This is a genomic window from Streptomyces sp. NPDC031100 (genome assembly GCF_055570785.1).
Map to the genome: position 1 here is coordinate 90,714 of NZ_JBVIGN010000009.1, position 13,108 is coordinate 103,821.

A 13,108-nucleotide genomic window follows, 5' to 3' on the forward strand; every position below is an offset into this window, starting at 1 on the left:
CGGCCGCGACGGCCCGTCACCGGGCAAGGCCGTCGGACAGCAGCCTCCGCAGCTCCGCGAGGACCGCCTGCTCGTCCGTGCCGTCCAGCGCCGCGAGGGCCGCGTGCCAGGCGTCGTATGCCTCCGTCCGGCGCCCCTCCTCGTGCAGCAGCAGCCCGTGCTGGTGGCGGGCGAGGCCGCCGATGTAGCAGTCGGCGCGGGCGTCGGCCCGGCGCAGCAGCTCGGCGCACTCGGCGGCGGCCCGCTCGGCCTCACCCAGTTCCCGCAGCGCGCGGACCAGACCGAGCCGGGTCTGCGACTCGCCGTGCCAGTCGCCGTGGCCGCCGAGGATCCGCAGGCTCTCCTCGAAGTGCCCTGCGGCGGCGGCCGGTTCGCCGAGCGTGAGGTGGGCGTAGCCGATGTTGCAGTGCGCCGAGTGCTGCACGATCACCGCGCCGATCGCGTCCCCGATCGCCAGCGAGCGCCGGTGCTGCTCGATGGCGGCCCGCGGATCGGTGTGCTCGTAGAGGTTGCCGAGGTGGCTGCGGGTGACGGCCTCGCCGTAGGGGTCGTTCAGCTGCCGGGAGTAGGCGAGGCTCCGCCGCAGCGCCTCCTCCGACTCCGCGAACCGGCCGAGCCCCTCCAGCAGCAGGCCGCGGTTGTTCAGGGAGCGGCGGATCCAGGAGACCGTGCCGAGCCGCCGCCAGATCGCGAGGGCCTGGTCGGTGAGGGCGAGGGCGTCGTTCTGCCGGCCGGTGAGGAAGTGCAGGCCCGCAAGGTCGCCCAGGGCGTACGCCTCGGCGGCTGCGTCCCCGAGCCGCCGTGCGGCGCCGAGCGCGGCCCGCCCCAGCACCTCCATCTCGGCGACCCGGCCGCTGCGCTGCGCGTAGGGGAAGAACAGCCGGACGAGGACGGAGAGATGGGCGGCCCGGCGCTCGTGGTCCGTGCACGCGTTGCGCTCGACCAGCGCGACGATGTTCTCCAGCTCCACATCGCCCCAGGCGAAGGCCACCTCGGCGGACTCGAAGGTGCCCAGCGCGGCCACGTCCGCCGCGTGCTCCGGCGGCTGGGCCGAGGTGGGCCGTCGACGGTCGTCCTGGTCGAGACCGGGCTCCACGATGGCGACCAGGGCACGCTCGGCGGCGGCGGCGTACCAGCGCAGGGCGATGAGGTCCGCGTCGGCGCCGGCGGCCGGCTCGGGGCTCTGGGCGGCCAGTTCGCGTGCGAAGTCGCGGACCAGGTCGTGCGGGGCGTAGCGGCCGTACGCCGTCTCCTCCAGCAGGGCCACGTCGACGAGCCGGTCCAGGGCGGCCTCCGCGCGGCGCGCGTCGGTGCCGGTGAGGCGGGCGACCAGCGGGGCGCCGTAGGTGGGCAGGTCGAGGGCGCCGAGGTGGCGCAGGGCGAGGGCCGCGTCCCGGTCGGCCTCGTGCGCGGCGGCGGCGAGCGCGTCGTGCGCGACGGCAAGGGAGCGGCGGACGCTCAGGTCGTCGTACTCCAGATGGTGCAGGCGGCCTTCGGTGGCGGCCAGTTGACCGGCCAGCACCTCCGGGGTGAGGGCCCGGCGGGCGGCCAGCCGGGCGGCGACGACCCGCAGCGCGAGCGGCAGTCTGCCGGTCAGCTCGACCAGGGCGTGGCCGGCGTCGAGCCCCTCGCGTCCGCTCACCGCGCGCAGCAGGGCCGCGCTCTCCTCCCCGGTCAGCGGGGTCAGCGGGAAGCGCCGGGCGCCGTCGAGCGCGGTCAGCGGCGAGCGGCTGGTGACGATCACGGCGCAGCCGGGCCCGGCCGGGAGCAGGGGCCGTACCTGGGCCGCGCTCGCCGCGTCGTCCAGCACCAGCAGGATGCGGGCCGGTGCGAGCAGCGAGCGGAGCAATGCGGCTGCGGCGTCCGGGTGTTCGGGGATGTTCCGGGACTCGGCGCCCAGGTCGCGCAGCAGGGCGGCGAGTGCCTGGGCGGAGGTGAGGGGGGTCATGCCGGGGGTGGCGCCGTGCAGGTTGACGTACAGCTGGCCGTCGGGGAAACGTTCCCGCAGTCCGTGGGCCACGTGGAGGGCGAGGGCGCTCTTGCCCACGCCGGCCATGCCGCTGATCACGGCGAGTTGGCTCCGCCGGGTGGCGAAGGATTCCTGCAGGCCCTTGATTTCAGGTGCTCGGCCGGTGAAGTGGGCGGGGGGTGCGGGGAGTTGGGCCGGTGCGGGTGGGTGCGGGGAGGAAGGCCGGCCGTCGGCCGGAATGGGGTTCCCACCCGCACCACCTGCACCGCCTTCGTCGTCGGGTGCGGGCGGCTCCTGTGGGGCCGGTTCGCCGCCAGCGGCTGCGGGTGTGTGGGTATGGGTGCGTTGGGCGGGGACGCGGGGGGCTTCCTGTGCGGTCTTCGGGGGCGTGGAGCCTCGTAGGACCTCGGCGTGGGCCTCGCGGACCGCTCGGCCCGGCTCGATGCCGAGTTCCTCGATCAGGTGGGCGCGCAGATCGCGGTGGACGGCCAGGGCCTCGGCCTGACGGCCGGTGTGGTGCAGGGCGAGCATCAGCTGGCGGTGGTACGCCTCGCGCAGCGGATGCCCGGCGACCAGGGCCGCCAGCTCCGGGACGAGTCCGGCCACCCTGGCTCCGCCGAGGGCGAGTTCGGCGTCGTACCGCCATTCCAGCAGCAGCAGCCGCGCCTCCTCCAGACGCTGTACGAGGGCGTAGCCGCCGAAGTCGGCGGGGAGTCCGCTGAGCGGGGTGCCGCGCCAGAGCGCGAGCGCGGCCGCGCAGGGGCGCACGACACCCGCCCAGTCCCGCCGGGCGTGCGCGGCGCGCGCCTCGGCGACCCGGGCGTCGAACACGTGCACGTCCAGCTCGCCGTCGTCCACGCGCAGCAGATAGCCGGGCGCCACGGCTCTGAGCCGCTCGGGGTCGTCCAGGAGCCGGCGCAGCCGGGTGACGTGGTTGTGCAGCGAGGCCTGTGCGGAGACGGGGGGTGCCCCGCCCCACAGGGCGTCCTTCAGCGACTCGACCGACACGACCCGGCCGGCCTCCAGCAGCAGCGCGGCGAGCAGGGCGCGGACCTTGGGGCTGCCGATGGCACGGACGAAGTTGTCGGGGTTGGGGTCCGAGGGGCTGTCAGGGGTGGTCGGCGCGCGACTGGAGCCGTCGTACGAAATCTCGTACGGCTGCCGGTCGTACAGGACGGGCGGCCCCAGCAGTCCGAACCGCAGCTCGCACCGCCGCATCACGCCACTCCACTGCCTTTCCGCGCGGTCCTGTCCGACCGTGCTGCGCGGCGGGCGCGCGCCCGCCGTTCCCTGGCGGAAATCCGCCCCGTCCACAACGGTTTTCCGCCAGCTTCCACCTGCCGATCGGGGCAGGATTCGGTTAGCGTTCCGTCGTACCGCCGCTACCGTCCGGCGACTTCCGGCCAACCGGCCCGCGACCTGCGGACGAACCGTTGGCCACATGTTAGCGATCCGTTGGTGCGCCCTGATGTGATCTTTTCATCGGATCCGGCCCATCGGTGCGCGCGTGAAGTCGCGTAACTCGGGGGAGTGTCGCCGCAGGCCTGGTCCGGGGACGCAAAGGGGTCCCGGTCGGCGGAGGTGAACGACCGGGTCCCTGTCCCGTATCTACGCGCGGTGCTCAGATGACCGGCGATGCCCGGATGACCGGCCCTGCTCGGATGACCGGCCCTGCCCAGTTGACGGGCGCTGCTAGATGACGGGCGGGCGCCCGAGGCGGGTGAGTTGCCACACCGTCCGCCAGCGCATGGGCCGTCGCTCGCCGGCCGACTCCCGCAGCCCTTCCACGAATCCGCCGAACCACGCTCGCAGTCCGGCCAGGGAGCGGGCGCGGGCGAGGGTGAGCAGCGTCCACGCCCCGAGGTGCACGGGGATCAGCGGCAGGGGCAGCCGGCGCCGGACCAGCCAGACCCGGTTGCGGGCGTTGACCCGGTAGTAGATGGCGTGCCGGGCCGGCGAGGTCCTGGGGTGCTGGAGCAGCAACTCGGGGGCGTAGAGGATCTTCCAGCCGGCGTCGGCGGCCCGCCAGGCGAGGTCGGTCTCCTCGTGCGCGAAGAAGAACTCGGCGGGCCAGTCCCCGGTCTCGGCCAGCATGGCCATGGAGAGGGCGTGGCCGCCGCCTAGGAAGCAGGTGACGTAACCACCACGCAGGGGGTCGGCCTTGCCCACCCGCGGCACGTGCCGCTGCTGGGTCTCGCCGTGCTCGTCGGCGATGCGGAAGCCGACGATGCCGAGGCGCGGGTCGGCCGCGTACAGCTCACGGACCCGGCGCAGCACGTCGGGGTCGACGAGCAGTCCGTCGTCGTCCAGCTCCACGACGATGTCGATGTCGCCGTACTCCCGCAGCCGGGCGAGGGCGACGTTCCGGCCGCCCGGGCAGCCGAGGTTCTCCTCGACGTCGACGGTGGTGACCTCACCGGGCAGGGAGAGCCGCTGGGCGAACTCGGGCAGCCGGCAGCCGTTGCCGACGATCACGATGCGGGCGGGGGCGACGTCCTGCTTGGCCACGGACTCCAGCAGGGCGTCGACCTCGGCGGGCCGGTTGCCCATGGTCACCACGGCGACGGCGATCCTCGGCTCCACCACGTCCCTCACCCCATCCGGCCGACGACGGCGGCGCCGTGTCCCGATCGCACGGCGCTCGCCGTTCACCAAGATGTTGCCTCAGAGGCGCCGGTTCATCTGAGGCGGATTCACTTTGCAGCCCCTTTGCTGCAGTTTTGTCCGGGCCTGGCGCGGCGCACCGAGTACGGACGGATCACCGGCCAGGGCGAGCAGCGTTCAGGGCCGTCGGCGCCGGCGCGCGGCGAGGAACAGGACCGTGCCGGTGCCCACGGCGAGGACGCCCGCCGTCCCGGCGATCCACGGCAGGGAGCCGGCACCCGTGCCCGCCATGGACCCGGTGGGCGTGGAAGTGGACGACGTGTCGTGGGCGCCCCCGGTGGACCCGGACCCGCCGCCGGACCCCGAGCCGGACGTGCCGCCCGTCGAGCCTCCGGAAGACCCGTTTCCGCCACCGTCGGAGCCACCGGTACCACCCGCCGTGCCCGGCACCTTCACGGTGATGGCGGCGGTGTCGTTCTTCGGGTCGCTGTCATGCTCGGACAGCACCTTCAGCGAGACCTTGCCGGGCTTGAGCGCGGACGCCTTGTCGATGCGCAGGCCGAAGGACCACATGAGACGCTCGCCCGGCTCGATCGACCATTCGGTCCGCTTCTCCACGCAGCGGTAGCCGCGGCCGCCGGCCTCGCTCTCGTGCGTGTCCGTCCTCCGGCACCCCATCGGCGCCTTCACCACGGTCGTGCCCTGGGGAACGGTGACCGTCGTCTCCACCGAAGGATCCTCGATGGGCTCGCTGCCGTTCCAGGTGGGCACGGCGCCGGGACCGTTGTTGCGGTAGCCGACGTCCATCGTGACCACGTCACCCGGCCGCCCCTTCGCCGAGGCGCCGACGGCCTCGATGTCCGCCGTGTTGTCGACCTCGTAGTGGACGCTGTACCTGCCCTCCTTCGGCTCCCCCTGCGGGGCGTCGGCCGGGCGCGGCACGAGCTTCAGCTCCGGGCCGGTGCCGGGGTGGACGTCCGTCAGCTCCTTCAGCCGGTCCGTGGCACCCGGCTCGGCGTACCAGGTGGCGTTACGTGCGGCGTCGTCGATCCGGAGCGGCCCCGGGGCCATGTCGAAGGAGTCGCCCACCTCGATCGTGTTGTCGAAGTGGCAGACGGCCGCCGGGAACGACACGTCGGTGGGCTCCCCGATCGGGTCGTCGAACAGGTGGACCCACATCGTGCCGTACTGGCAGTTGCTGTACTCCTGCTCGAACGACGCGCGCCGGGCATCCATGTAGAGGTCGGTTCCCTTGAGCTCATGCGCGCCGAAGTAGGTGAAGCCCGCGCCCGGGTGCACTTCGGCGCCGGGCTTGACCTTGCCCTTCACGGCTCCCGTCGCGCGGTCCTGGACGAACCCGCTGTCCTTGATGTCGACCTTCCACACCCGCTCGGCGATCTCGGCACCGTCGGCCTTTCCGCTGACCCGGATCTCGCCGCTGGTAGCACCCCGCGCACCCTTCAGACTCCGCACCCGGAATCCGCCGAGCCGGCTCGTCCTGCCGGGCGCGGGGGCGTCCGCGCCCTGGCAGACCAGGACGCCCTCGGTCTTCTTCGCGCATCCGGAGAAGGGGGCGGTGACGTCCACGACTCCGCCGAGCGAGCTGTAGTCGACCGTGAGCGTGTACGACGTGATCTTCGTCGTGCCCGTGTTGGTCAGCGTCACGGAATTCCCGGAGTTCGGGTCCATGTCCGTGTACGGCAAGGCCTGCAGGGTGTAGCCGCCGTAACCCGCGGCAGCGATCTCCAGCCCCGCCCCGGCCGCGACGGCGTGCTCGGCCGGCAGCCCCACCACCGCCACGGCCACTGCCAGCGCCCCGGCCGCGCCCCACGCCCCCCGTCGAGCCTCGCTCGCTCTCACAGAACCCCTCCAAAGCTCAAGAACACACGCCGTGAACGGCGCGAGAACACCGCCTGTCCAGACAGGGCAGGGTGCCGGAGGGTTGTACGACCACGATCACTTCGTCCCGGGCGGGTGCCACCGCCCTCGCCGTGGGGCTGCTGGCCCTTGGCGCGCCCTCCCCCATCCAGGCCGCCGAGGCCGCGCCGTCGCTGGATACGAGAAAACCCCAGGTCAGACAAGAGCTGACCTGGGATTCAAGAAGAGCCGCCTTCGGGATTCGAACCCGAGGCCTACGCATTACGAGGGCCTGCATGATCGTGACAGACAGCGCCACGCCGAGTGGGCCTCACCGAGGTCCGCTACTAGGAGAACTACCGCGAGGAGTGGCGCCTGGGAGAGGTCGCCTTCGACTTCGACGCCTGGCCCGACCTCACCACGTTCCTGGAGATCGAGGGGCCCGACGAGGCGTCCGTCCGGCAGGCCGCCGATCTCCTGGAACTAGACTACTCCGAGGCCCGGTTCAGCAGCGTCGACGCGATCTACTAGAGCGAGGCCGGCCACGACATCCTCGCCGAGTCCACCCTGCTGTTCTCCGACGCCGAGAAGCAGCGATGTCTCCTCGGCAGTCCAGGGCCGCCATTGACCAAAAGGCGGACAGGTCATGCTTCCGGAAGTCGCCTTACAGCACGGAGGTGATCCCCGGGATCGCCGAGTTCGCTCGCGGAGGGCTGCCTGCACCAGCGGCCACGGACGACGGCAACGAGTGGGTCGACGGTTTCTGTTGGCTCTGCTGCGGCCAGCGGCGGACTCGCGTCCTGTGGATCGGCCCCGCGAGCGTCGCCGGCGCCCAGGCTCCCATGTACGCGTGCGGGCCATGCATCCGTGCACTTCAGGAACGGGTCTGGCAGTCCTTCCTCAACAGGGACGAACCGGCTTGCCTTGACCGGCCGAACGAGACCACCGCCGCGAGACCGCCCTCGGCTCGGCGTACTGGCAGGCACCGCGGCCCGAGCAGGTTCCTCCGCCGCGGTTAAGCCCCCGTCCTGGTCACGGAAGAGCCTGCCATCCCCCGCGGTATGAGCCCCGTGACCAGGACAGGTCTCCACTGGTACGCCGACGCGTCAGTGACGGCCGACTCTCAGGAGAGTCTCCTCGGAGCATGCTCGAACCCACGAGGTCCGGGACATGGCCGACGCGCGCAAGACGCAGGAGAGGGCGACGTTCGCCGCCAGCACCGCCATTTTCCCCACTAACCGGCCTACAACGGCGCCCAGGTGGGGTGCCTGTGATGCTGCTCCGGCCTGACAACCCGGGCGGGAGCACGGCCTGGACCGGAACAAGCCACATGCCCTGCTGTCGGAACTGACTGATACCGAACGCCAGTTCGTCTCAAGAGTGCCTGTCATGAACGTTTCGACCCGTGATGCGATCACCATGAGCGACAGACCGGTCACAGGCGTCACTCGAAATCGACCACTACGGGGAGAGATTCGTGCACCATCAAGCCAAAAGCAGCAGCAAGCCGATCGCTACAGCCGTGACGCTGATGCTCGCCGCCACCGGCACCATCGCTGCTTCCGCCCCGAGCAGCGCGGCCAGCGGAAATGCCATCACCGTTACCGCCAGCAAGGTGATCTCTGACTTCGCCGCCAACGGCAAGGCCATCGCGCCGAATGCCACCGGCGAGCCCAGGGGCTACTGCAAGGTTCCCAAGCCTCTGACCAACGTGGTCAACCGCACCTGGGAATGTTTCCACCAGGACATCAAGATCCAGTCAAATACCGGGGCCGCACCGTCGGCACTGCTTCCTTCACCGTCTGGCACGAGACGCACCTGAACCTCAAGAGCGTCAAGTGGACGGAGACAATCACCGCAAGCAAGACCAAGATCGTCGGCACTGCCGACACTATCCTCGCCGCCTTCCACCCCTCCTGCGGCTCCAGCTGTCAGGTCCACGCCACAGGCGCCATGGCCAGGCCGTTCATCCTGAACGGGTCGGCCCACTCCGGCGGTAACAAGTACGTCTTCACCGTCAGCCACGGACACCCCCGCTCCACCCACACCCACTACGAATGGGACTTCACCAAGCCCGGCTACGGCGCAGGACAGGTCACCTATAACGGACAGACCTACCGGTGCGACGACGAAGACCGCCAGTACGGGGCAGGCTGCGTCCACCCGACCATGCTCTCAGTGGAATCCGACTTCACCCATCTTTCTAAGATGGCCGCCCTCCCGGGCATCAAGGACAACATCCGCAAGGTCCAGAACGCCGGACTCCACATCGGCCGCATGAACTCCACGGTTCCGCTCACCCGAGCCACCAAGGACCAGGCCGACGACAACCGCAGGGCCGTCTGCGGGCCCGACGTCCACCCCAAGCCGGGTGACATCTGGTGGCACGTCGACCCCCACGACGACGGCACCAAGCCCTCGTGCGACGAATACCCCTTCGCCGAGACCAAGCAGGGCGGCAGGACCTACAACCCGCCGAACCGTTCCATCAAGTGGGTGCCGCTGAAGGAGAACCGCCAGCAGGGCGGCATCCTTCGCACCTTCTTCGGCCGCTACCACATCCTGCCCGGCGACAAGTTCTACGTGAACATGGGCTGATCACAGCGGCTACTCGATAATGGCAGGCCCCCACGCCGTCCGTGTGGGGGCCTGCCCTGTCTCTGGAAAGAAGCCGACCATGACAGAGATCCTGCCGGTGGACCAGTACACCGGAATGGCCACCCTGAACCACGCCTTCTACGTCATCGACATGGGAGAACCGGAGGGCATCGCCCTGCCTTCCATGTCCTCCCAGACCCGCGTCACCGCAACCGAAAGCAAGAGCTGTCTCACTATCACCGCGGGCTCCACCGAGTGGGAGCCGGTCAAGATCAGCTTCCTCATCTACGACCAGGAACCCGAGCCGCTGCCGGGAAAGTGGACCCACACCGAAACCTTCACCTGCACCGCCACCGACGCCCCGGCCGGCTTCACCACCGGCACCGACCTCGACGACATGTTCCAAGACCCCATGCCGCCGGAGCACTTGTTCAACCGGCCCGGCCTCGAACCCCCCTACGACTGGAAGGGTCGCCTCCTCATCGCTTCGTACGAGGTAGAGGAACACGTCATCCAGTTCTGGCCCGCGTAGAGCGTTGTTTAGGTGATTGCCCTCGTCTTGGGACTGCCGTGGGCGGGGCGCCCGTGCCGATCGGATGCGCGATCGGCGGCAGGTGATCTCGCTAGCGGCGGGGTCGTATGGGCTGGCCCATGGGCGGCGTGGGAGCCGTGCCTGGACGCATGCTTCCGGCCTGTTGACCGGAATCTGGTGCGCCATTGGTGGTGCGGCGGCGAGCGGCTTCAGCTCGGCGGTTCGGTATCGGGTTCCGGCCAGTGTGCTGGATACGGGTGATCAACACCCGGGCGGGTTGGCAAGCAGTGGTCAGTTCACGCTGGGCGGCTGCCTCCGCAAGGAGTTGGTCGGGCTTGTGACCGCGGCCTTCGGCGTCAGCGAGCACGGTGGCGAGGGCCGGCCATGCGGGGTCGGTGAGGATGCGGTCGGCGTGGTCAGGGTACGGCGGTGCGTACGTCGTGGGCGAGGCTGCGCCGTATTCGGTCCGTGGGACGACGCGGCGCCAGTTCCTCCAGTACGGGGTTGAGTGCTTGGTCGGAAGCGGTCTGAAGGTGTTGGAGGGCTTGGTGGGCAGCCTCGGCTTGCTGGGCATGATGCTTCGCCTCATGCCAGCGGCCGGCGATGATCGTGGCCCAGACGAGAGCAGCAACGAAGGCGGCGAGTGCGCTGCTGTCGGGCCCCATGGCAGTGTGGGCAATGTCGCGAGCAGCGGTGCGCAGAGCGTTCGTTGCTCGGTGCTCGGCTCGGATCTGGGAGCGCTGGGCGCGGGCGAACTTCTGTGAGGCGGATCGGAGTTCGGCGCGGAGTCCGGGTGGGGCTTTCTGGGCGGTGACCTCGATCAGTTCCCCCAGGGCAGCGATGTGTGCCTGGGCACGGACGTCGTCGTCCATACCGGTGTCGATCACGTCGAGGGCATCGGCCGCCCGTTCCCAGGGTCTGGTGGGGCGGTTGCGGCGAGCGGTTGGGTGCTCTTCTGGAGCAGTTGTGTCCAAGCGTGCCTTGAGTTTGGGCAGACTCAGGTCTGGGGCGATCTTCCCGCCGGGGTGGTAGATCTGTTCGTCGTCGTTGCTGACGTCACCGGGGCGGCCGACGGCATGGCCGAGTAGGTCGCCGGACGGCCCGCGGCGGGGCTTGACCGCGATGCCGTCGGCTTCGAGGTAGGCCAGGCTCCACCCCGGCACGGTGACCGACCTCTTCGAGCGGCTCGTCGCCACCTCCGGTCTCCCGCCGATCCGGCTCCACGACCTGCGCCACGGCGCAGCCACCCTCATGCTGGCCGCCGACATCTATATCAAGATCGTGTCGGACACCCTCAGTCACAGTGATACCCGGATCACGCGGGACATTTACCAGAGTGTCCTGCCCCAGGTCGGCAAGAACGCTGCCGAGGCCACCGCCAAGTTGGTCCCGCTACAGCGCAAGGCCGAGGCAGAGAAGGCGGCCCGCAAGGCTGCAAAGTCCGCCAAGAACAACGGCAAGGGCAACGGCAAGCCGAAGGACAAGGCGAACGCCCAGGCCAAAGCCAAGAAGAAGGCCAAGCGCCGGAAGCCCGAGAAGTAGGTCCCGGCGGCGCTCCGCTCACGCATCGCTCACGCAAGCCATCCCACGGCACCTCGACTGTGTGGCACACCATGCCCCGAGCAACAGAAAACCCCAGGTCAGCGACTGTCTGACCTGGGGTTTGATGGAGCCGCCTTCGGGATTCGAACCCGAGACCTACGCATTACGAGTGCGTTGCTCTGGCCATCTGAGCTAAGGCGGCGCGCCGTCCGCACTATGGTGCGATCAGCAACGTCGGTAAGTCTACACAGTTTCCGGGGGTGCTCCGTACCACCTCCCGGAGCACCCCCGGCCGACCGGGCGATCAGACCTATGAGCAGCGCTTTCCCTCCGCCGGAGGCGTCCCGCGGAGGAGGTAGGTGTCGATCGCCGAGTCGATGCAGGCGCTGCCGCGGCCGTAGGCGGTGTGGCCGTCGCCGACGTAGGTCAGCAGGCGGCCCGAGGAGAGCTGGCGGGCGAGGGACTCGGCCCAGGGGTAGGGGGTGGCCGGGTCGCGGGTGGTGCCGACCACGACGATGGGCGCCGCGCCCTTCGCCTCGATGCGATGCGGCTCGCCCGTGGCCTTCACCGGCCAGTACGCGCAGTTCAGCGAGGCCCACGCCAGGCCCTCGCCGAAGACCGCGGACGCCTTCTCGAACTCGGGCAGAGCCTTCTCCACCTGCTCGGGGCCGGTGAAGGCGGGCGGCAGGTCGAGACAGTTCACGGCGGCGTTGGCCATCATCAGATTGCTGTAGTGGCCTTTCGCGTCCCGTTCGTAGTAGCTGTCGGAGAGGGCGAGCAGGCCCGCGCCGTCGATCTTCCGCATCGCCGAGGTCAGCGACTCGCGCAGCTGTTCCCAGGCACTTTCGTCGTACATCGCCGCGACCACCCCGGTGGTGGCCAGCGACTCGGTGAGCTCGCGGTGGTCCGCCTCGCCCGCCGGGATGGGGTGGGCGTCCAGCTTGTGGAAGAAGGCCCTGAGGTGGTCGCCGACCTGCGCGGGCGTCGTACCTCTGCCGCCGAGCGGGCAGTCGGGCTGCCGTACGCAGTCCTTCGCGAACGCCTGGAACGCCGTCTCGAAGCCCGCCGTCTGCTCCAGGTTGAGCTTCCGGGCGCCGAGGGACGGGTCCATCGCGCCGTCCAGCACCAGGCGGCCCGTCCGGTCCGGGAACAGACCGGCGTACGTCGCCCCGAGGAAGGTGCCGTACGACGCGCCGACGTAGTTCAGCTTGGGGTCGCCGAGCACGGCCCGCAGGATGTCCATGTCCCGCGCCGCCTCGATGGTGGACACGTGCCGCAGCAGCCGCGCCGAGCGTGCCCCGCAGCTCTCTGCGAACTTCTTGTACTCGCCGACCAGCGCGTTCGTCTCCTTCTGGTCGTCGGGCGTGGTGTCGGTCTCCGTGTATGCGTCCATCTGGCGTGCGCTGAGGCATTCGACCGGCTCGCTGCGGGCGACGCCGCGCGGGTCCATCGCGACCATGTCGTAGCGGGCGCGGACCTCGGCGGGGTAGCCGATGCCCGCGTAACTCTGGAGGTAGCTGATCGCCGAGCCGCCCGGGCCGCCCGGGTTGACCAGCAGCGAGCCGAGCGGCTTGCCCTTGCCGGTGGCCTTCTTGCGGGCCACGGCGAGCCGGATGTCACCCGCATCGGGCTTGGCGTAGTCCAGCGGCGCCTTCATCGTGGCGCACTGGAAACCGGCGGTGCCGCAGCTGCGCCAGTGCAGGTGCTGGGTGTAGTACGACGACAGTGCCGACGGTGTGGAGCGCGGCAGCGCGGTCAGCGCCGCCTCCGCCGTACTGGCGGACGGTGTGGTCGAGGTCCCGGAGGAACAGGCGGAGACGAGCAGCGCGGCCGCCGCGAGGAAGGTGCCCGTGACGCGCGCCGTCGCCCGGCTACGGCCTCGGGTCCGGGCTTCGGTCAGAGTCCGGGCTTCGGTCCGGGGCCGGGTCCGGCGGTTCCGGCGGCGGGATGACCAGGTGTGCATCAGGCGAGCGTAACGCTGGGCGACGGGGTGGGTGCGGTGCGTG

7 protein-coding genes, 1 tRNA gene and 3 pseudogenes are annotated in these 13,108 nt (G+C 70.4%); 5 read left to right on the top strand and 6 right to left on the bottom strand.

Annotation, left to right across the window (positions count from 1 at the left end; translation table 11 throughout):
• Positions 1–16 precede the first annotated feature (16 nt).
• From ACZ5DS_RS25050 to ACZ5DS_RS25060, 3 genes are all read right to left on the bottom strand, one after another.
• A complete protein-coding gene (locus ACZ5DS_RS25050; RefSeq protein ID WP_468242391.1) occupies positions 17–3,187 on the bottom strand; it encodes an AfsR/SARP family transcriptional regulator in 3,171 nt (1,056 codons plus the stop codon).
• 474 nt (positions 3,188–3,661) lie between these two features.
• Positions 3,662–4,555, bottom strand: a complete 894-nt coding sequence (locus ACZ5DS_RS25055) for a glycosyltransferase family 2 protein (RefSeq protein ID WP_468242393.1) — start codon at positions 4,553–4,555, stop codon at positions 3,662–3,664.
• A 195-nt stretch (positions 4,556–4,750) separates the two neighbouring features.
• A complete protein-coding gene (locus tag ACZ5DS_RS25060; protein ID WP_468242396.1) occupies positions 4,751–6,433 on the bottom strand; it encodes a hypothetical protein in 1,683 nt (560 codons plus the stop codon).
• Positions 6,434–6,748: 315 nt separating this feature from the next.
• On the opposite strand from ACZ5DS_RS25060, the pseudogene ACZ5DS_RS25065 reads away from it, so the two are divergent.
• The 4 genes and pseudogenes from ACZ5DS_RS25065 to ACZ5DS_RS25080 all read left to right on the top strand — a co-directional run.
• Positions 6,749–7,111: pseudogene (locus tag ACZ5DS_RS25065) on the top strand (hypothetical protein); the annotation flags it as partial.
• Positions 7,112–7,907: 796 nt separating this feature from the next.
• A complete protein-coding gene (locus ACZ5DS_RS25070) occupies positions 7,908–8,252 on the top strand; it encodes a hypothetical protein (RefSeq protein ID WP_468242398.1) in 345 nt (114 codons plus the stop codon).
• A gap of 131 nt (positions 8,253–8,383) precedes the next feature.
• A complete protein-coding gene (locus ACZ5DS_RS25075) occupies positions 8,384–9,028 on the top strand; it encodes a NucA/NucB deoxyribonuclease domain-containing protein (protein WP_468242401.1) in 645 nt (214 codons plus the stop codon).
• Positions 9,029–9,107: 79 nt separating this feature from the next.
• Positions 9,108–9,560 (top strand): hypothetical protein, encoded by a 453-nt coding sequence (locus ACZ5DS_RS25080; protein WP_468242403.1) that lies wholly within the window; start codon positions 9,108–9,110, stop codon positions 9,558–9,560.
• A 91-nt stretch (positions 9,561–9,651) separates the two neighbouring features.
• On the opposite strand, the pseudogene ACZ5DS_RS25085 reads toward ACZ5DS_RS25080, so the two are convergent.
• Positions 9,652–10,708, bottom strand: a pseudogene (locus tag ACZ5DS_RS25085) (mobilization protein); the annotation flags it as partial.
• Position 10,709: 1 nt separating this feature from the next.
• Between ACZ5DS_RS25085 and ACZ5DS_RS25090 the strand changes: the two are divergent.
• Positions 10,710–11,102 (top strand): annotated as a pseudogene (locus tag ACZ5DS_RS25090) (tyrosine-type recombinase/integrase); the annotation flags it as partial.
• A gap of 125 nt (positions 11,103–11,227) precedes the next feature.
• Here ACZ5DS_RS25090 and ACZ5DS_RS25095 read toward each other — a convergent pair.
• Positions 11,228–11,304, bottom strand: a tRNA-Thr gene (locus ACZ5DS_RS25095).
• Between the two features lie 108 nt (positions 11,305–11,412).
• The gene (locus ACZ5DS_RS25100; RefSeq protein ID WP_468242406.1) at positions 11,413–13,065 is read right to left on the bottom strand and encodes an alpha/beta hydrolase; all 1,653 of its coding nucleotides are present in this window, start codon (positions 13,063–13,065) and stop codon (positions 11,413–11,415) included.
• Positions 13,066–13,108 lie beyond the last annotated feature (43 nt).